The organism is Methylomicrobium lacus LW14, assembly GCF_000527095.1.
In the GTDB taxonomy this organism is placed as follows: Bacteria; Pseudomonadota; Gammaproteobacteria; order Methylococcales; family Methylomonadaceae; genus Methylomicrobium; species Methylomicrobium lacus.
This window is the reverse complement of the sequence record NZ_AZUN01000001.1, coordinates 1,492,632-1,513,397: the sequence shown is the minus strand read 5'-3', so window position 1 is coordinate 1,513,397 and position 20,766 is coordinate 1,492,632. Positions and strand designations below refer to the sequence as shown.

15 protein-coding genes are annotated in these 20,766 nt (G+C 53.4%); 10 read left to right on the top strand and 5 right to left on the bottom strand.

Going from position 1 to position 20,766, the window contains the following annotated elements:
* Nucleotides 1-102 precede the first annotated feature (102 nt).
* Nucleotides 103-897, bottom strand: a complete 795-nt coding sequence (locus tag METLA_RS0106860) for a nuclease-related domain-containing protein (protein WP_024297832.1) — start codon at nt 895-897, stop codon at nt 103-105.
* A gap of 134 nt (nt 898-1,031) precedes the next feature.
* Entirely contained in the window at nt 1,032-1,259 is a 228-nt protein-coding gene (locus METLA_RS0106855) for a hypothetical protein (RefSeq protein WP_024297831.1), read from the bottom strand.
* Nucleotides 1,260-1,579: 320 nt separating this feature from the next.
* Between METLA_RS0106855 and METLA_RS0106850 the strand changes: the two genes are divergently transcribed.
* Both METLA_RS0106850 and METLA_RS22920 read left to right on the top strand, forming a co-directional pair.
* Complete coding sequence (locus METLA_RS0106850; protein WP_342665858.1) at nt 1,580-2,389, top strand: aldo/keto reductase family protein; 810 nt, start codon at nt 1,580-1,582, stop codon at nt 2,387-2,389.
* Nucleotides 2,390-2,530: 141 nt separating this feature from the next.
* Nucleotides 2,531-2,725, top strand: a complete 195-nt coding sequence (locus METLA_RS22920) for a hypothetical protein (protein ID WP_206740945.1) — start codon at nt 2,531-2,533, stop codon at nt 2,723-2,725.
* A 14-nt stretch (nt 2,726-2,739) separates the two neighbouring features.
* Here METLA_RS22920 and METLA_RS0106840 read toward each other — a convergent pair whose 3' ends face one another.
* Both METLA_RS0106840 and METLA_RS23715 read right to left on the bottom strand, forming a co-directional pair.
* Nucleotides 2,740-3,195, bottom strand: a complete 456-nt coding sequence (locus METLA_RS0106840) for a hypothetical protein (RefSeq protein WP_024297828.1) — start codon at nt 3,193-3,195, stop codon at nt 2,740-2,742.
* 423 nt (nt 3,196-3,618) lie between these two features.
* Nucleotides 3,619-4,092, bottom strand: coding sequence for a septal ring lytic transglycosylase RlpA family protein (locus tag METLA_RS23715; protein WP_024297827.1), 474 nt, complete (start codon nt 4,090-4,092; stop codon nt 3,619-3,621).
* Between the two features lie 298 nt (nt 4,093-4,390).
* Here METLA_RS23715 and METLA_RS0106830 point away from each other — a divergent pair, with 298 nt between their 5' ends.
* The 8 genes from METLA_RS0106830 to shc all read left to right on the top strand — a co-directional run bounded on the left by METLA_RS0106830 (nt 4,391) and on the right by shc (nt 19,572).
* Nucleotides 4,391-4,783: a hypothetical protein gene (locus tag METLA_RS0106830; RefSeq protein WP_024297826.1), complete on the top strand. Its 393-nt coding sequence runs from the start codon at nt 4,391-4,393 to the stop codon at nt 4,781-4,783.
* 336 nt (nt 4,784-5,119) lie between these two features.
* Complete coding sequence (locus tag METLA_RS0106825; RefSeq protein ID WP_024297825.1) at nt 5,120-5,605, top strand: hypothetical protein; 486 nt, start codon at nt 5,120-5,122, stop codon at nt 5,603-5,605.
* Nucleotides 5,606-5,630: 25 nt separating this feature from the next.
* On the top strand, nt 5,631-8,225 hold the full coding sequence (locus METLA_RS0106820; RefSeq protein ID WP_198408455.1) for a cation-translocating P-type ATPase: 2,595 nt from the start codon (nt 5,631-5,633) through the stop codon (nt 8,223-8,225).
* A gap of 191 nt (nt 8,226-8,416) precedes the next feature.
* Nucleotides 8,417-10,537: a glycogen debranching protein GlgX gene (glgX, locus tag METLA_RS0106810; RefSeq protein ID WP_024297823.1), complete on the top strand. Its 2,121-nt coding sequence runs from the start codon at nt 8,417-8,419 to the stop codon at nt 10,535-10,537.
* Between the two features lie 51 nt (nt 10,538-10,588).
* Entirely contained in the window at nt 10,589-13,522 is a 2,934-nt protein-coding gene (gene treY / locus METLA_RS0106805; RefSeq protein ID WP_024297822.1) for a malto-oligosyltrehalose synthase, read from the top strand.
* A gap of 12 nt (nt 13,523-13,534) precedes the next feature.
* Nucleotides 13,535-15,484: a malto-oligosyltrehalose trehalohydrolase gene (treZ, locus tag METLA_RS0106800; protein ID WP_029646478.1), complete on the top strand. Its 1,950-nt coding sequence runs from the start codon at nt 13,535-13,537 to the stop codon at nt 15,482-15,484.
* A complete protein-coding gene (locus METLA_RS0106795) occupies nt 15,474-17,549 on the top strand; it encodes an amylo-alpha-1,6-glucosidase (protein WP_024297820.1) in 2,076 nt (691 codons plus the stop codon). The genes treZ and METLA_RS0106795 overlap by 11 nt, the downstream gene beginning before the upstream one ends.
* Nucleotides 17,550-17,601: 52 nt before the next feature.
* Nucleotides 17,602-19,572 (top strand): squalene--hopene cyclase, encoded by a 1,971-nt coding sequence (gene shc, locus METLA_RS0106790; RefSeq protein WP_024297819.1) that lies wholly within the window; start codon nt 17,602-17,604, stop codon nt 19,570-19,572.
* A gap of 513 nt (nt 19,573-20,085) precedes the next feature.
* Here the strand turns inward: shc and METLA_RS0106785 are convergent.
* Entirely contained in the window at nt 20,086-20,697 is a 612-nt protein-coding gene (locus tag METLA_RS0106785) for an OmpA family protein (protein ID WP_024297818.1), read from the bottom strand.
* Between the last annotated feature and the right edge of the window lie 69 nt (nt 20,698-20,766).

The following is a 20,766-nucleotide window of genomic DNA, read 5'->3' as shown; positions in this document are numbered from 1 at the left end:
CTGATCTTAGCATAATTTTATTACGTTAGATCTTGGTAAAGCTACTTATTGATTTTTAGTCGTTTTTATGCGGTCTTAATTACAGAGAAAATAGCCTTAGGCTCATGCCATCGGCTTGATTGTTCTGCATCTTGGGAATCCGGAGCATCCCATAAATGTCTTGCCTGGGGTATCGCCGTTTCGTGTGGTTCGCAGTACCATCGCTTTGCCGCATTTCGGGCAGGTTTGATTATTTTTCCATTTTTTACCGTCGACAATCGATTTAACATATCTGACATGACGGATATGCGTTTTGAGCGAAGGCTTTAACCGGGCAGATTGAATCCTTTCGCAGATCGATCGAATTTCGCTATCGCTCAAAACAACTTGTTTTTTGTTTTTGATAAAACGGATATAACCGCGGCCAGAAACCACATTGTCCGGCATGGATGTTTTGAAGGTGCTGTCGCCGACAAAAACCACCAGCGAAAAAATCTTGCTCGGATCAAGTCCCAGCGCCGATTGCAGTATTTGCATATGCGTGTGATTCTGACGCAGCGGGTTATGAAATTTGCTGGTATGTCGGTAAATCGTTTGCGTCCAGGTTTTCTGATTCGGATCGCCGAATATCCAGCCTTTCATGTTCTTGGTTTCGATCACGAAGATGCCGTACTTGGATACGATCACATGATCAATCTGAGTCGTGCCGTTCTTTGTCGGCAGGGTGACGTTTTTGAACAAGTGGTACACATTTTTATCAAGAAACCGTCGGGCAGCCCAATTGACCTGGAATTCACCGAATACACCTTTCACAAAACGTGTTTTCAAGAAGGCAATTAAAAGTAGAAGCGGTATTGCCCACCCAAAAATACTGGTGAATTGGACGAACACTGGGGTAATGATGGATGTTGCAAGCATAATGTGCGCTTTAAATTGATTTTGGAATGAAGTGTTATGTCAAGGTGGAATAGCTCAGCGTATTCCGGCGAATGTCTTGTATCGTCGGTTATGCGGCTTAATACGGCTTGCCCAAATAGAGAATATGGTTGCCGTTAGTCAACAATTAAACAAAGTTCACGGATGATGTCAGCGGAGGAGATAACTGTTGCGGGTTTGAGCGGGTTGGGCCGCAGTTCGGCCGTCTTTCGAGGCTGAGCCGACAAAGCTTGTTCCAAGAGCACCAAGGCCTGGCGGGTCAGGGCGAGATAGTGGCGCTTCGCTTCCTCTTTGCGCCTGCGGTGCAATTCGGGCGGGAAGTCTTTAATCGGTAAGCCGGGCATTAGAATTTCACAAACTATTAAAACGGTAGCAAATGTTAGTGCTTTAGCACAAAGACGGCAAATTTTAAAAAAGTCGTGTTATAAATACTGGCGAAGAGTTACAGGTTGCAATGAGCGAAGCGCTTTTACTTGCGCTTGAGCGTAAGCAGCAATCTGATCAATGGATGCGCCAACATTTACTTGATTCGGTTGCCAAAGTAAAAGCCGAGCTGGAAATCGCGAGCAGGAGACCGGAGCCCAAACACAGAAATCCCGCCTTGTTTTGTCCTGGAGTATTTATGAATCCTGACCACTTTTTACACTCTCCCTTCGGGGTCAGAATGCCACGGATTATTTACGGCACGGCGTGGAAGCAGGAAAAATCTGCCGCGTTGGTGGAAACGGCTATCCGAGCGGGTTTTCGCGGTATCGATACCGCCTGTCAGCCCAAACATTATCACGAAGTCGGTGTCGGCGACGGGATCGCCGCGTGCAGTCAAGCCGGAATCGTGGCGCGTGAAGACTTGTATCTTCAAACCAAGTTCACGCCGCTCGGCGGTCACGATCCGCAAAAAATTCCCTATGACCCGAATGCCAGCCTGAGTGATCAGGTAGCGCAATCGATTCGATGCTCGTTAAAAAATTTGCAAACATCTTATCTGGATTGCCTCGTATTGCATTCGCCCTTGGCAAACCGGCAACAATTGTTGGAAGTCTGGCAGGCGATGGAACGGGCTTGTGATGACGGAGTTGCCAAACAACTGGGTATCAGCAATTGCTACGATCTTGCAACGCTCACGTTTTTATTCGATGCCGCCGCCGTCAAACCTGCGGTGTTGCAAAACCGCTTCTATGCCGATACCCATTATGATCGAAGCTTGCGCGATTTTTGCCGGCAGCACGGCATCATCTATCAAAGCTTCTGGACGCTGACCGCCAATCCCGGTGTGTTGGCGGATAAGATTGTGAAATCTCTGACCGTCAAATACGGCCGCAGCAGCGCGCAAGTGTTTTTCCGTTTTTTGACCCAAATCGGCGTCATCCCTTTGACCGGCACCACTTCCGAGCAACATATACGGGAAGACCTGGCGATTTTCGAATTTGAACTGACGGACGAGGAGTGTCGGTCGATCGAGGGCTTACTACAATAACGACTGCGTCCGGTTAGGATGATTTATTGCTCAGGCTTTTCATCACAAAATCGGCGATGGAAGCAGGTGTGCATAAAAAACCGGGTAAAATGGGGGCGTGTGATCGTTGGATTTAGAGGGCTAGAAGTCTATTTCCACACGGTGGACGGCTCGGTCACCCATCAGGAGATCATGGCGTCGATGAACGGTTTCGTGCGCTCGCGCAGTCCTGAGAAATTGACCATCGTGGTTATGGACAATGCCTCGGTACATCGTAAGGCTGTGGAGGAAGCCGGTTGGGATTTGCATAGGTACTTATCGAAGTCTGTAAACGTCGAAGGCAAGATTGCAGAGTGATCTTACTGCCGGTTTTAATGGCGAAGAGATTGGGCATGTCCAGTCACGCCGAACGTGAAGAATACGATGACTCCCTGGGCAAAAATGCAGGCTTGGGCTATCTGTAGGCCATGAGGAATGGGGGTTATGCTTAGGAGCAATGCCAGTACAACCAACGACGGAACCAAGCCAAAAACAATAATCATCGCGATTACAAAGACAGGTTGCTCCGCTCCAGATGGTTTTGAATGTGCGAAACCAGAAACAACTTTAATAATGGTTTGCCCAAATAGTACGGCCGCACCAAATGATAATTCTGGAGTTTCAATCAGTGCGAATAGCGATCTGCCAACACTTACGTCAACAATTGAAATCACGACCAAGGGAAGTACGATAAACAGCAAATCGCCAAAAATTGCATACGTAGCGGCTTTTCGATTAATCCTATGGTCTTGAGCAGGGTTGAGAACTAAAGGTGGGTCTTTATTCATTTTCTACCTTCTTTTATGGCGATGAGCGAGCTGACGGTTTGTTTCGAGCTGAATGAGACCGGGTAAAGTGGCGGTTATGCCGAATGAGGGGCGGATATAGGCTTTGGCCTATATTTGAGGGGTTATGCGCCGGCTTTAGGGATGCCTAAGTATTGTTGGCGGAAAAAGCATGGGCAAGAGATTGTAAAAACGATAGTTTTCACAATCTCTACTATACGCTGTTGCCGGTGAGGCGTCAGATTTTTTGCAATAACTGGTAAGCTGATAAGGCTATAAAAATTTTCCGCCATCATTCCCAAACGCCAGGCGCGTCGGGATGGGCAAGTTTCAGCGTATGATTTAATGGCAAACTACAAGCAATGGAAAATTGGAACCATTGCTTTAAAGTCGAAGCTGTTCATGGTGAAGGTCTTATCTTGCACCCTATTTTTTGCTGGATTGGTCGGCGGATCCCTTCTTCTTGATAGATTTGGTCTCAATCTTGACCTGGCTGGTGCCGTCCTCTTTCATGCCAAGCTTTTTAGCGGCTGCGCGGGAGAGATCGATGACGCGTTCCTCGGCATAGGGCCCACGGTCATTGATTCTGACAACGACCTTCTTGTCATTCTCGAGGTTGGTCACTGTGGCCTTGGTCCCCATCGGCAAACTCGGATGGGCGGCCGTCATCTCTTTTTGGTCAAAGGTCTCGCCATTGGCGGTCTCCTGACCTTGAAATCCCGGTCCATACCAAGACGCCTCGCCCACTTCCTTATGAACAGATTTAGCCGTGGCATGCCCTTTCTCTTGCTGCGATAGTTTGTCTTTCCCTTCCGAGTGTTCAGAGGTACAGCCGGCAATAGCCAAGGTGCCGATCAGGGTTATTCGCGAGACACCTGAAAGCCATTTACGGAGGGTCATGAGACTTCTGTGCGCTATTCTGGCTTTACAGGACAAGCGCTGTGAACCGGAAGTCAAGCGGTGTTTATCGCCGTCGGTCGATACATCGATGGGTTGTACTCGTTGATATAGCATGTTATCACCTGCTGGTGTAAAGGTAAGGGGCTTATATTCTCAGACACAGTTAATCGGCATTTGGTGCCGCTTATCACCAACAACGGCTTTATGTACGTTACCCTACCGACGGCGCCCAATATTGCGGCTAAGATATTTTTCTAGCTTAATGTCCTGATTGCGGCATAAACCGCCGGAGGTTTTTATGAAACATATCACGTTATACGCCAAACTGAGTCTGCTAATCCTATCGACTATGTTGGTTCTGTCGGGTTGTAGCCAATCCCTGATCAAGGATGACACGCGCGATGCCACTGAAGGCACCACGCATTGCTCCGGTTCCGAGTGGGTGGATGACTCTTCCCTGGCTGTGCTGCCAATCCCCGTGGTGGCGTTGTTTATGCCGCACGCCGACCTGAATGAGATCAAAAGCGATGATTACCTCAAGCGGTGCGGGGAAAGCAATCAGTTGATCAACCGAGATGTGAGCATCGGGCGCGCGATGTGTTTCCCAACCGCGCTGACCCGGATCGTGACGCTGGGCGTCTGGCAATGGTGCCCGGCGCGCGTTTCCTGGGAAGCTGATGTGCAGCCCTAAGCATCAGTTCACAGTCGGCCTAGCCATCGGAGTTTACCGTCCAATAAGGATTTAGCCAAAAATGACTTCCCGAAACTAGTCGGCTATGTGGATAGTGGGAGCGGTTTGCAACCGCGACCACAGGTTACGTTCTCGCGGTAGTGCGGTCATGTCGCGCTTAAAATGCGCTCCCACCGTCCATACCCCGACATGCAGCGATGGCTAAGTCGAGCGGCTTTATGTGCGTTTCCTACTGTCTGGCCTAGGCTTGCTCGCCGCCGACAGCAAAGTTTTAACAATCGCCTCTGTGCGCCGACCGACAACCCTAACAAAAGTGAAAGCAGAGGAAAATCAACTATGCTAACAGATGCCTCTACACTCTCTGGCCTGGATATTGCCTTCACGGCCAAGGTCAACGCCTATGAAGTCATGGATTACTTAGGATTCCCTGCCGGCAATGAACAGCGGCGGATCGCCCGGGCATCAATCGACCGCTTACTGGTCGTCAAGGATGATATCGTTTACTGCCAGACCTGCGTGTCCCCCATCTGGGATACCGGCCTGGCTGCCGTGGCCTTACAGGAAGTCGACCGCCACGGACACCATCCTCACTTCCTGCAAGCTCTTCAATCCGCTTTGCGCTGGCTGGCCACCAAGCAGTTGCGGAACGAACCGGGCGATTGGCAGATCCAGCGCCCCAATATGCCGGGCGGAGGCTGGGCTTTTGTCAGCGGCCGCTGCCTCATGTTCCTTGGCAAGCTTGTTGACCGGCACCCGGAATACCGGACCGTCATCGACCGCTGCATCGATTACTTGCGCAACGAGCGCCTAGTCGCCGCATAAAGAGCCGTGGCATATGGAACCCTCTATGAAAGAACATGCACCCATTACCGGCCTGAGTAGTGCAGCGGCGGCAAAACGTCTGAAACTGGACGGATACAATGAGTTGCCTAGGTCAGACAAGCGGGGATTTTGGCGCATCTTGTTCGAAGTGCTGCGCCAACCCATGTTTGCGCTGCTAATAGGCGGAGGTATCGTCTATTTTTTAATGGGCGACAGAATAGAAGCCATACTCTTGCTTATTTTCGCATCCCTCTCGGTAATGATCACCCTTGTTCAGGAGACCCGCAGTGAAAAAGTATTGGAAGCACTGCGAAATCTAGCAAGTCCCCGGGCGCTGGTCATCCGGGACGGCAAGAGAATTCTCATTGCCGGCCGGGAGGTGGTGCGAGACGACCTGATCGTTATTTCCGAGGGCGACCGGATTGCGGCAGATTCCACTCTGGTCTGGTCGCAAGACCTGTTGCTCGATGAATCGCTGTTGACCGGCGAATCCATGCCGGTGCGCAAATTGGCTCAGGATGGCTCAGCAAAGACTCCAGATCAGCGCGCCGTGCCGAAGCCGGGCGGTGAAGACTTACCCTATATCTTTGCGGGAACGCTGGTGGTGCGCGGTACCGGACAGGCTCGGGTGCACGCGACCGGCATGCGCAGTGAAATGGGCAAAATCGGACGCGCCCTTGGTGCCATCGAAACGGAACAACCGCGTTTACAACGCCAGATACATTCGTTTGTGAGGACCTTCGCCCTTATCGGCGCTCTCGTAGGATCGCTAACGGTATTATTGTTTGGGCTGCTGCGCGGCTCTTGGCTTGAGGCCATACTGGGCGGCATCGCGATCGGCATGTCCATGCTGCCAGAAGAGTTCCCTCTCGTCATGACCGTATTCATGGCGATGGGAGCGTGGCGTATTTCCCAGGTCCGCGTACTCACCCGGCGCGCGTCAGCGATAGAGACGCTGGGAGCCACCACGGTATTATGCACCGACAAGACCGGCACGCTCACCGAAAATCGTATGACGGTCGTTTCCCTATGCAGCGAGGGGACGCGCTGGGATCAAGATGAAAAAAATAAGCTATCGGATAAGCCGCGAGAAATCCTGGAAGCGGCCCTTTTCGCTTGTCCGCGCGAACCCACCGATCCGATGGACATGGCCGTGCACGCGCTCTGGGAGGCGCAAGGGGGGGCGAGCAAGGCCAGCTTCGCCGATCGCACCCTGATTCGTGCTTATGGTCTCCGGCCGGATTTGTTCGCGGTTGCGAACATACTGTCCAGCGGTGGCGATGCAAACGGTACGGTCTATGCCAAGGGCGCTCTCGAAGCCATAGCGGAGCTGTGTCAACTGCCCCCTGAGCGCCTGGTTAAAATTCGCGCACAGGTTGATGCACTGGCGCATGATGGAGTTCGCGTGCTGGGGGTCGCCAAGGCGACCGTCGTGAATGCCGCGCAGCGACACGACCTGCCGGAAACGCCTCGCGGTTTTGAGTTTGAATATGTGGGACTGATTGGATTTGCCGACCCCATACGCGCCAATGTGCCAGTGGCCGTCGCCGAATGCCGTTCTGCAGGCATCCGGGTGGTGATGATTACCGGAGACTATCCGGCCACGGCCCGCGCCATTGGCCTAAAGGCCGGGCTCGACTCGACGGAGGTGCTGGCCGGTGAAGAAATTGACGCCATGTCGGAAGATAGTCTTGCCCTGCGCATAAAATCAACATCGATATTCGCACGTATCCAGCCCAATCAAAAACTTCGCATTGTCCAGAGTCTGAAAGCAAATGGTGAGATCGTTGCCATGACCGGCGATGGGGTAAACGATGCGCCGGCAATCAAGGCCGCCCACATCGGTATTGCCATGGGCGGGCGCGGCACTGACGTCGCGCGCGAAGCCTCCGCAATTGTTCTGCTCGACGATGATTTCGGCTCAATCGTGACAACGATCCGCTTGGGGCGGCGTATCTACGATAATCTCCGCAAGGCGATTGAGTACATCATCGCTGTGCATATCCCGATAGCCGGTCTTGCGCTCCTGCCGCTTTTGCTGGGGCTGCCGCTGATGCTCACGCCGATTCATATCGCCTTTCTCGAAATGGTGATTGACCCGGCGTGTTCGGTGGTGTTTGAAGCCGAAAAGGAGGAGGACGACGTGATGCAGCGTCCGCCGCGTGATCCCGCGAGTCCGTTGTTGCTGCCGAAGCGAATTTTATGGGCGATCCTGCAAGGTCTGATTGTTCTCGCCATCCTGGCTGGTGTTTTGATCAGCGCGTCGCGCATGGGAATGCCAGAGGCGGATTTGCGCGCGCTGGTCTTCACCTCTCTGGTGCTGATGAACATCGGGTTGATTTTGATCAATCGCTCGTTCAAAGCTTCTCTGTTTCGGGCGTTTCTGCGGCCCAACCGCTCGCTCTGGATTCTCCTAGGCAGTGTCATTGTGCTCCTGGCGACGGCTGTATTCTGGCGCCCGGCGCAATTGCTTTTCCATTTTGGCCGATTGCATTGGGACGATCTGGCGGTAAGCGCAGTCGCCGGCTTCTTAAGCTTGCTGCTATTGGTAGCGATCAAGTCACTATGGTTTCGCGTTGGCGGCAGGGATAACAAGGCAAAATTGCCGCGGCGGACTTGATTGCGGCGATGCGCCTGGACTTGATAAATTTCGTGTCCTTCAACCGATTCGGTAGGCTCGCGGTAGGCAAGAATAGAATCAATGACAATGAAAACATAATGTTAGCCAAATAGTATATAGATGCTTTCGCATCATTACATAAGATAAATGCTGGACTAAACATGTAATCATTCAGACCAGGAAGCATCAAGATGACTAAGACAATAACGTCGGTATGGCCGGGGCGACCCTATCCGCGTGGTGCCCATTGGGACGGCGAAGGAGTGAATTTTGCCATTTATTCCGAGCATGCCGAAAAGGTCGAATTGTGCTTGTTCGATGTCAAGGGCAAGAACGAAGTCCAGCGCGTCGAACTCAAAGAGCGTAGTGATTTAGTCTGGCACTGCTATCTGCCCGAGGCCCGCCCCGGCCTACTCTATGGTTTCCGGGTGCATGGGCCTTACCGTCCGGAAGAGGGGCATCGATTCAATCCGAACAAGCTGCTGATAGAACCCTATGCAAAAGATATCGTGGGGACGCCGCTGTGGAGCGATGCCCATTTCGGCTATCGCATAGGCGCCAAGGACGACGATCTTTCTTTTAGTCGTCGCGACAATGCCAATGTGATGCCGAAATGCCGGGTGATCGATCAGGCTTTCGCCTGGGGGAATGATCATCCACCCGACATTCAATGGTGCGATATGGTGATTTATGAGCTGCACGTCAAAGGCTTTACCATGCAACATCCTGATATTCTGCCCAAGTTGCGCGGCACCTATGCCGGATTGGCGATGGACCCCGTCATCGAGCATCTCCAACGGCTAGGCGTGACGACCGTCGAACTGATGCCGGTGCATGCTTTTCTTGATGATCGCCACCTGGTCGAACGCGGCATGCGCAATTACTGGGGATACAACTCCATAGGCTTTCTGGCGCCCGATTCCCGTTATTCGGCCAGCGGCCAGGTCAGTGAATTTAAAACCATGGTAAAGACACTGCATAAAGCCGGTATTGAAGTGATTCTGGATGTGGTGTACAACCATACCGCCGAAGGCAATCAATTGGGGCCGACGCTGTCCTTCCGGGGTATCGACAATGCGTCCTACTATCGCCTGGCGGGTGATAATCCACGCTTTTACATGGACTACACCGGCTGCGGCAATACCCTGGACATGCAACAATCCTGCGTGCTGCAATTGATGATGGACAGCCTGCGTTATTGGGTGCTGGAAATGCATGTAGACGGCTTCCGTTTTGATCTGGCGTCCTCGCTGGCACGGGAGTTACACGAAGTGAACCAGCTTGGCACCTTCTTCAATACCATCCGTCAGGATCCCGTGCTGAGCACCATCAAGCTGATTGCCGAACCCTGGGATCTGGGCGAAGGCGGCTATCAAGTCGGAAATTTCCCGCTGGGCTGGTCGGAATGGAACGATAAGTATCGCGATTGTATTCGTGCCTACTGGAAAGGCGATGAAGGTTTGATCGGGGAATTGGCTCAGCGCTTGACCGGATCCAGCGACCTGTACGAACGCAGTGGGCGGACTCATGCCAGCATCAATTTCCTCAGTGCGCACGACGGGTTTACCTTGCATGACCTGGTGACCTACGATAATAAACACAACGAGGCCAATCAAGAAGACAATTCCAGTGGTAACGACAATAACCATTCCTGGAATTGCGGCGTCGAGGGGGAAACCGACGATCCGGAGATTAATGCCTTGCGTGCCCGGCAAAAGCGCAATCTTCTTGCGACTCTGCTGTTTTCACAGGGGGTTCCGATGCTGCAGGCAGGCGACGAGATCGGGCGTACGCAGCAGGGTAATAACAATGCCTATTGTCAGGATAACGCGATCAGCTGGCTCTCCTGGGAACTGAAGAAACAGGATCAGGATTTGCTTGCATTCACTCGGCGTATTATCGGCTTGCGTAACCAACATCCCTTGTTTCGGCGACGTTATTTTTTCCAGGGAAGCCCCAATTACGGCGGCGAGATAAAAGATATCGTCTGGCTCAATTCCGATGGATCCGAAACGAGAGATGACGACTGGAATCAGGCATCTTCACATTGTCTGGGCCTTTATTTTGCCGGCGGTAAACTGGTCGAAACCGACGGGCGCGGACGGCGTCTAAAGGACAATAATCTCTTGTTGCTTCTGAATGCTTATCATGAGGAGATCGCATTTATGTTGCCGCAATTCGAGGATCATGAGCATTGGGAAGTGCTGCTCGACACGCAGGATTCTATCGGTACGCCGGATGTTACACGTTATCAGGCGGAGCAAGCTTATCCCTTGGGCGGACGCTCGCTGGTGCTGCTGAAACAGGCGTAGACAACATGAAACGTGTACATGAAATGCCATTTGGGTTGAGGAAGTGCGGGCATGAAAAATAAATCTCCACAAACCGGCACTCCGCAGAATCCTGCGCCACGCATTCCATTATCCACCTATCGTCTGCAATTTAATTGCGATTTTACTTTTAATCAGGCCCGCGAAATTGTTCCCTATCTGAGCGCGCTGGGCATCTCCCACCTGTATGCCTCGCCCTATCTCAAGGCGCGGCCAGGCAGCCGGCACGGTTATGACATCATCGATCATAATGCCTTGAATCCCGAGATAGGCACGGACGACGAATTTGAGCGGCTTTGCGAAACGCTCGCCCGGCACGGCATGGGGCAGGTGCTGGATGTGGTGCCTAATCATATGGGGGTGCAGGCCGGAGACAATGCTTGGTGGCTGGACGTGCTGGAAAACGGTCAGACCGCCGCGCATGCCGGGTTTTTCGATATTGATTGGGCGCCGATAAAGCCTAAGCTGCACGGCAAGGTGCTATTGCCGGTGTTGGGTAATCATTATGGCGCAGTGCTGGAAAACGCCGAGTTGCAACTGCGCTTTGATGCGGAGCACGGTGCTTTCGGTATTTATTACTATGAGCATCACTTTCCTGTGGACCCGGCGCAATACCCGAGTATCCTGGCGTTTCGAATGGAGGCCTTGAGCACTCGCTTAAGGGAGGGGAGCCAGTTATTGATGGACTATCAGAGTCTGGTCACCGCCTTCCACAATCTTCCGTCCCGTGATGAGGGATCGCCTGAGCGTCAGCTTGAACGCAGGCGCGACAAGGAAGTGCATAAGCGGCATCTTGCAGGTCTCGTTGCCCAATCCTCCGCCATTGCCCGGTTTCTGGAAGATAATATGCGTATCTTGAACGGCAAGGCCGGGGAGTCATCCAGTTTCGACCTGCTCCACGACTTGATTGAGAAGCAGGCTTACCGGCTGGCGTTCTGGCGGGTGGCCTCGGACGAGATTAATTACCGGCGGTTTTTCGATATCAACGATCTTGCCGGGCTGTGCATCGAAAACGACGAGGTCTTCGATGCGACCCATCAGTTATTGCTGCGGCTGGTTAAGGAAGGCAAACTGGATGGCCTGCGTATTGATCATCCTGATGGTTTGTACGATCCGGAAGCGTATTTTTGCAGGCTGGTCGAACACTGCAACCGCGCCGGGCGTGCGCCTTATCTGGTGGTCGAAAAAATTCTGGCGGCAGACGAGAATTTGCGCAGCAGCTGGCCGGTGCAGGGGACTACGGGTTACGAATTCACTAATCTGCTCAACGGGCTGTTTGTGGCTACCAGCGCCGCCAAAAGTATGGAGCGCGCGTATAAAAGCTTCATCGGAGAGCATGTCAATTTCGATGATCTACTCTACCATTCGAAGCAGCTGATCATGAAATCCGCGCTGTCGGGCGAATTGAATGTGTTGGCCAACCTGCTCTCGAAAATCGCCGAAGCCGACCGCCAGACCTGCGATTATACGCTGAACGGATTGCGTACGGTATTGGCTGAAATCGTTGCCTGCTTCCCGGTTTATCGTGGATACATCAGCGCCCGTGAAGTGGCGCCGGAAGATCGCCGCAACATCGAACAGGCAACCGCTGCGGCTAAACGCAGAAGCACGACAGCCGATCCCAGCATTTTCGATTTTTTGCGCGACGTGCTCACGCTGACCGCGGCAGATGGAAAATCGCTCGCGTACGCCGAGCAGGTATTGGTATTTTCGATGAAATTCCAGCAATTCACCAGCCCGGTGATGGCAAAAGGCCTGGAGGACACCAGCGCCTATATCTATCACCGCTTGCTGTCGCTGAATGAAGTGGGCGGCGATCCGCGTCGATTCGGCGTGACCCGTAGCGCCTTTCATCGGGCCAATCAGGTGCGTGCAGAGCGTCGTCCACATTCCATGCTAGCCACTTCCACGCACGACACCAAACGCAGCGAGGATATGCGCGCCCGCCTGAATGTGCTGTCAGAAATTCCGGCGGCCTGGCGATTGGCGCTTCGACACTGGAGCCGGGCCAACCGAAGTCTTAAACGCAGTGTGGACGGCATGCGGGTGCCGACACTCAACGATGAATATTTCATCTATCAGACCTTGCTGGGCATCTGGCCGCCTGGCGACCCGGACGGCAATGAAATAGCGCGTTTGGGCGTCCGGTTGCAGGACTATCTGGTCAAGGCGGTGCGCGAAGCCAAGGTGTATACCAGCTGGATAAACCCCAATGCAGCCTATGAAGACGCGGTCGTGGCATTCGCGATTGCCCTGATCAATGCACCGGCGGAGAGTGCCTTCATGGCCGATTTTCGGCCTTTTCAGCGGCGGATCGGCTGGCTCGGGATGTTCAACAGCCTGTCGCAGACATTGATCAAGTTCACGGCGCCGGGTGTGCCGGATATTTATCAAGGCTGCGAATGTTGGGATTTCAGCCTGGTGGATCCCGACAACCGGCGCCCGGTTGATTTCGGCAGCCGGAAGATAATGCTGGCTGCCTTGCAGAATCTTGCCGCACAGACATCGCGGCAACGCAGTACAGGGGTAAGAGCGATGTGCGACACGCTGGAAGACGGCCGGGCTAAACTGTGGGTCGTTAGCTCGGCGCTGACGTTGCGGAAGCGCTGGCCGGAAGTGTTTCAGCAAGGAAACTATTTGCCGCTGGCCGTCAGGGGAGAACAGGCGGCTCATCTGTGCGCCTATGCGCGCATTGCCGGTGAGCGTATCGTCATCACGCTGGCGCCGCGTTTCTTCGCGCAACTGCTGGGTAACGCCGATACGCTGCCTTTGGGAGAAAAGGTTTGGGGGGCGACAACAGTGGAACTGCCTTTTCATCGGCCTGATAAGCAATACACTTGCGTCTTTACCGGGAAGGTTCTGAAACCTCAGAAGCAGCAGTCTCGTTGGCATATGTCCGTCGCCCAAGTGCTGGCGGAATTTCCAGTGGGGTTAATTATCGGCGAGACCGTGCCATCCGGAGTCTGAGGAACCATAAAGATGAGCGAACAGATCACTACAGAATTAGTCAATGGTCGCCGATTTCCGATCGGGGCGGAACGAGTGCCCGACAAAGGCGTGCATTTTCGGGTCTGGGCACCTGAAAGAAAGACAGTGAAACTGGTCATTCATTCCCAGGCTGAAGCGGTTGATCCTCTCCATTCGCCGACCGAAATTGAACTGCAAAGTGAAGGCAACGGTTATTTTTCGATCATTGTGCAAGAGGCTTGCGTAGGAAGCTTGTACCGCTACCTGCTGGACGATGACCCGCAACCGTACCCTGATCCTGCCTCGCGTTATCAACCCCAGGGTCCGCACGGACCGTCGCAAGTGGTCGATGCCTTAACGTTCGACTGGACGGACGCCGCCTGGACGGGAATTGAGGCCCAAGGCCAGGTCATTTATGAGATGCATATCGGCACGTTTACTCATGAAGGCACTTGGGTCGCGGCGGCCAAAGAACTGCCTGAACTGGCCGCATTGGGCGTGACGGTGTTGGAGATCATGCCGGTAGCCGATTTTCCGGGCCGGTACGGCTGGGGTTATGACGGTGTCAATTGGTTCGCGCCGACACGGCTTTATGGAATCCCGGACGAATTTCGCTATTTCGTTAACCAGGCTCATGCCGTGGGTCTCGGCGTCATTCTGGATGTGGTATTCAATCATTTGGGCCCGGACGGCAATTATCTGGGGAAATTCTCCAGCGATTACTTTTCTACTCGCTATCAGTGCGATTGGGGCGATCCGCTAAATTTTGACGGGCCGAACTCAGGCGCCGTACGTGATTATGTGCTCGCCAATAGCGCGTATTGGATTAAAGAGTTTCACCTTGACGGCCTACGCCTTGATGCAACCCAGCAAATTTACGACAGCTCCGCTGAACATATTATTGCCGCCATCGTAAAGGCCGTGCGTAGCGCCGGGGCTCCGCGCCTTACCTATATTGTCGGCGAGAATGAGCCGCAGGATGCAACATTGTTTTTGCCTCTCGAACACGGAGGCTTCGGCCTGGACGCGTTATGGAACGACGATTTTCATCATACCGCCATGGTTGCGATGACAGGGCGCGCCGATGCCTACTATAGCGATTACCGGGGGCAGGCTCAGGAATTTGTCTCCACATTGAAGCGAGGTTTCTTGTATCAGGGGCAATGGTACTCATGGCAAAACCATACGCGCGGAACCCCGGCGCTGGATATGCCACCGGCCAAGTTTGTCAACTTCATCCAAAATCACGATCAATTGGCCAACTCCGGCAGCGGCAAACGCGTCCACTTATTGACCAGCCCTAACCGTTACCGGGCTTTGACAGCCCTGTTCTTATTGGCTCCGCAGACGCCTATGTTGTTTCAAGGCCAGGAGTTTGCCGCCACCAGTCCGTTCTTTTATTTTGCCGACCATAAAGCTGAAATTGCCCATTGGGTGGCGCGAGGACGCGCTGAGTCTCTGGCCCAATTTCGAGCCTTGGCAACGCCCGAAATGCAGGCCCGGCTGCCGGATCCGGGCGACCCGCAAACCTTTACCCATTCAAAACTGGACTTGAATGAGCGCAATTTGCATAAGGAAGCCTATGCCCTGCACCGCGATTTGTTAAGCTTGCGCCGTAACGATCCGGTGTTTCAGGTCAGCCAGCAAAGCCACCGTATCGATGGGGCCGTGTTAAGTCCGGATGCCTGGGTGATACGTTTTTTCGGAGAGAACCCGGGTGACGACCGTCTTTTATTGGTTAACCTGAGCCGGGATCTTCACCTGGTTCCGGCGCCGGAACCGCTATTGGCCCCGCCGAAGGGCTGTGTTTGGGATGCCATGTGGTTCAGCGACGATCCTCGTTACGGCGGCATGGGCATGCCGCCCTGGCCCCTGCAAGGCAATTGGTATCTTCAAGGCGAATCGGCTGTTGTGCTGCATCCTATTCACCAGGCAAAGGAGCGTGTTGACCATGAACAGTGATAGTGTCATTCGAACGCATTGGACGGGGGATATTGCCGAACAGGAAGAGTTGCTAACACGCGAATGGTTGGTCACGAACGGTCTTGGCGGCTATGCGTCCGGCACGATCTCGGGCGTACCCACCCGGCGTTTCCACAGCTTTTTAACCGCCGCGCTTTCCGATCCTCGAGGCCGCTACGTGATGCTCAATCAACTCAGTGAGTTGGTTCGGTTTCCCGATGGCAGCAGCCAGAAAATAGGCGGCATCGAGTTGGCGGGCGGAGCGCTCGATCTACACGGCATGTCGAGTCTCCGCGAATTTCGCCTGGAATCCGGGTTGCCGGTATGGCGCTATGAACTGGCAAACCATGTGATTGAAAAATGGATCATGATGCCTTATATGAGCAATACGGTTCTTGTGAGGTATCGCCTGGTTTCAGGAACAGGGCCAGTACGGCTCAAGATTCGCTTGGCCGTGCATTTTCGTCGTCATGAGGCTTCTTTGGCCGAAGGATTTCCTATGGATTCCTACGATCTTAAAGCCTCTGCCGGACGTCTTGAAATTCATGGGTTTTCAATTCCGCCCTTATGTCTTTACGCCGATGGCGAGAACCCGGCATTCACGATTGAAACCAAACGCTTTAGCGACATTCTTTACCGTATAGAAGGACAAAGAGGCTACGAAGCTAAGGGTAATCTGTGGAGCCCCGGTTATTTTCGCGTTGATCTTGCGGCCGGTAAAGATGTCACCCTGATCGCTTCTTCGGAAAGCCGGGAAAGCACCATGGCGCTGTCTCCCGCGGAAACATTTCAGGCCGAACTGGAACGGCGCCGACATTTACTGGCGGCGGCGCGTCCGGAATTGGCTAAAGGCTTGGCCAGGCAGTTGGTACTGGCAGCCGATCAGTTTATTATCGCGCCGATCGAGCGGGTTGCCGAAACGCCCCGTATCTGTGCAACCGGCGGCGATGTGCGCACCGTCATTGCCGGGTATCACTGGTTTACCGATTGGGGACGGGACACCATGATCAGCCTCGAAGGCCTGACCTTGACGACAGGACGGCATACCGAGGCGGGACATATTCTGCGGACTTTTGCCCATCATCTGCGTGACGGCCTCATTCCCAACCTGTTCCCGGAAGGTGAAAGCGAGGGTGTGTATTACACCGCCGATGCGACGCTCTGGTTTTTCCATGCGCTGGAGCGTTATCTCGAATATACCGGAGATCGGGGTTTGCTCAAGGAATTGCTGCCCAAACTGTTGGATATCATTGACTATCACATTCGGGGCACTCGCTTCGGTATTCATTGCGATCCCGGCGACGGTCTGCTGGCCCAGGGCGATCCGCGTTACGCGTTGACATGGATGGATGCCAAACTAGGCGATTGGGTCGTTACCCCGCGTCGCGGCAAAGCGGTTGAAATCAACGCCTTGTGGTACAACGCGCTGCGCCTGATGGAAAAATGGATGCAGGAGGAACACTTAAGCTCAAACGTGAGCGAGATTGCAAAGCGCGCCGATGTCACCCGGCTTAGCTTTAATCAACGGTTTTGGAATGCCGGGACAGGGCACCTCTATGATGTGGTCGACGGTGAAAGCGGTGAAAATGACCCGGCGTGCCGGCCCAATCAAGTGTTCGCTCTCTCGCTATCCCATCCGGTATTGGATCAAGCGCATTGGCAATCCGTCTTTCAGACTATCAAGGGCCGGCTGTTGACGCCGGTGGGGCTGAGGACTTTGTCCCCGGATCATCCCGACTATAAAGCCGTTTACCAGGGCGACCTTCGCGCCCGTGATGCCTCTTATCATCAAGGCACGGTCTGGCCCTGGCTGCTGGGACCCTACACCGATGCCTGGTTACGCGTTTATCCCGAACAGCGAAAAGACGCGCGCGACTTTCTTGACCAATTATTGGCGAGACATTTGCATGAAGCCTGCATCGGCTCCGTCAGCGAAGTTTTCGATGCCGAAGGCTTATTCACCCCGCGCGGCTGTATCGCTCAGGCCTGGAGCGTAGCGGAGATCCTTCGCGCCTGGGTGAAGGTAGCTGAAAACCACAAAATGGTTGAATCCAAGTCGGATTAGTATAACCAACGAGAACAGCAAGCAAAAAAGTGAGAACAGGGAAATACAAGCCATGTTAAAAGAGACTTCTTCACTTTCAGGTTCAAAGCAAGACTTCACCGGCACCCTTGTTTCACCCGCAAAACTTGACAGCGCGATTACCCGAGCCAGTGCGCAACTCCTCGCCCTGCAAAACGAAGAAGGTTATTGGGTATTCGAACTGGAAGCGGATTGCACGATTCCTTCCGAGTACATCCTGATGATGCATTACATGGACGAAATCAACGAAGCGCTTCAGGCCAAGATCGCCAATTATCTTCGCGCACAACAAGGCGCGGACGGCAGTTATTCTCTTTTTAAAGACGGTGCGGGTGACATCAGTTGTACGATCAAAGCCTATTACGCGATGAAAATGGCCGGTGACTCTGTGCAAGCCGTGCATATGGTCAAGGCACGCGAGTGGATACTCGCCCGGGGCGGCGCGGCCAAGGCCAATGTGTTCACTCGCATCATGCTGGCCATGTTTGAGCAAATCCCTTGGCGCGGGGTCCCCTTCATTCCGGTGGAAATCATGCTGCTGCCCAAGTGGTTTCCGTTTCATATCGACAAAGTATCGTACTGGTCGCGCACCGTGATCGTTCCGTTGTCCATCCTCTGTACCTATAAGGTCAAGGCCCGTAATCCCCACAAAATAGGAATCGGTGAATTGTTCGTTACCCCGCCGGATAAGGAAAAGTATTATTTTTTCCACGTCAAAACGCCGCTAGGCAAGGCTATTCTGGCCGGCGAGCGCATGGGGCGCTTACTGGAGCCTTTGATACCCGCTTTCGTCCGCCGCAAGGCTACCGTCAAGGCGCGTGACTGGTTCATGGCCAGATTGAATGGTTACTATGGTCTGGGGGGGATTTTCACGGCCATGGTCAATGCCTATGAAGCCATGGATTACTTAGGGCTCCCGCCCGACAATGAACGGCGGCGGATCGCCAGAGCCGCCATCGACCGGTTGCTGGTTATCAAGGAGGATAGTGCCTATTGCCAACCCTGTGTTTCTCCCGTCTGGGATACCGGCCTCGCTGCTTTGGCCTTGCAGGAAGTCGACCGCAACGAACGTAATCCACGCACTCAACAAGCGCTTAAATCGGCACTGCGCTGGCTGGCAGGCAAGCAGTTAAAGGATGAAGCGGGCGACTGGCAAATCCAGCGTCCCAATCTGCCGGGCGGTGGCTGGGCTTTCCAGTTCGGCAACAGCTATTACCCCGACGCCGATGATACGGCGGTGGTTGCCTTTGCGATGATTCAGGCCGGCGACCGGGAGTATGCCGGAAACATCGAGCGCGCCGGCGCCTGGATCGCCGGCATACAATCCAGCAATGGCGGCTATGGTGCTTATGATGCCGACAACATCCATGCCTATCTGAACCAGATACCGTTTGCCGACCACGAAGCCCTGATCGACCCACCCACCGCCGATGTCAGCGGTCGTTGCCTCATGCTGCTGGGCAAGCTTTTAAACCAGCATCCGGAATACCGGGCGACCATCGACAAATGCATCGATTACTTGCGCAGTCAGCAGGAAACGGATGGTTCCTGGTTCGGTCGCTGGGGCACTAATTATATTTACGGCACCTGGTCGGTTCTGACCGGTTTTGAAAGCGCAGGCGTGCCTAGGAACGACCCCGGCATTCGGAAAGCCGTCTCTTGGTTAAAATCCAAACAACGTCCTGACGGCGGCTGGGGCGAGGATAATTACAGTTACAGCTATCCAAAATTCCGCAGCCAATTCCATACCAGCACGGCATTCCATGCCGCTCTTGCCCTCCTGGCGTTACTTTCGGCAGGCGAGGCAGGCTGCCATGAAGTCGAGAGCGGAGTGAATTACCTGCTCACAAACCAGCAGGCCGATGGGTTCTGGAAAGACGATGGTTCCAATGCGCCCGGCTTTCCCAAGGTTTTTTATCTGAAATACCACGGTTACGATAAATTTTTTCCGCTCTGGGCGCTTGGCCGCTACCGTAACGAGCGCAAGCGCCTGTTTCTCTTCTGACACGGAAAGAAATACAGTTAATGTCCTGAAAGAATTCCAGAATTAATTGCCTAGAAAGTGGCAATCAGGGATGATAGATGGAAACCCTATACGACTTGTTAAACGGTCCAATGTGTAAAGAGGGTGGGACCGATAAAACGTACCCCTACCAACTTTAAGAAAACTCGAAATGCCCCCTCTAAAAAAATATTACTTTATCCGCTTTTTGTGCCTAGTTGGCTTGCTGCTTCTCGCTTTAATCGAAATTCAACCGGTACCCATTACGACTTTAACTGCGCTCTATATTTTGCTATTTCGTCCCTACTGGTTTAAAAATTTGATAGATCAAGTTTATTCAAGCAAACCCTTGTTGGATTTGCCCCAAATCTTCAAAAAACAAAAACCGTAATTAACAAAGAGGTGTAAGTCAGTTAAGGTGAGCAACGCGCTTTCTTGCTTACCGCCCGCCCGTCAACTGCTTCCGCCATGACGCGTTTGGCGTATCGTGTGGCTCGGCACCCGCATAAATTTCGCTCAATTCTTTTCGACCGTGATCTCGACGCGCCGATTCTGCTGTCGACCTTGCGGGTTGTCGCTACCGTCGGGGTTGGTGTTCGGCGCAACGGGCTTCGTCTCACCGAAGCCGCCGGTCGTGATGATCGATTCGGCAACGCCTTTCTTTTTAACCAGCCAGTCTTTCACCGCCTGGGCGCGCCGTTTTGAAAGATCGAGGTTTAGTCTTTGCGAGCCTTTGGAATCGGTGTATCCTTCGATGAGCACCTTGCCCTCGGGGAACTGTGCGATCACTGTCCCGACCTTGTCGAGAGTCTGCTCCGCCTTGGACTTGATCTCGGCTTTACCGAAATCAAAAACCACGTCGCCTTCGAGTTTCATGGTGACGGCTTTTTCTGTTTCCTGTAGCTGAAGCTCCTTGCGAGCGGATTCCTCGATCTGAAGTTGCTTGCGTTGCAACTCCAACTGCTTCTTCTCCAGCTCGAGCTGCTGTTTATCGAGCTCGATCTGCTTCTTTTGAGTCTCGAGCGGGATTTGAGCTTCCTGCGCATGCGCTGTAGCTAAGCATGCCCACGCCAGCAGCGATGTGCAGATGGATAATCCGGTAAACGGACGAAATTGTGATGGCTTCATAATTTCTAATTCCTCGAATTTCAGAGAATATACAGGTTCTGGTATGCCAAGCATACCAGAACGGCAGTG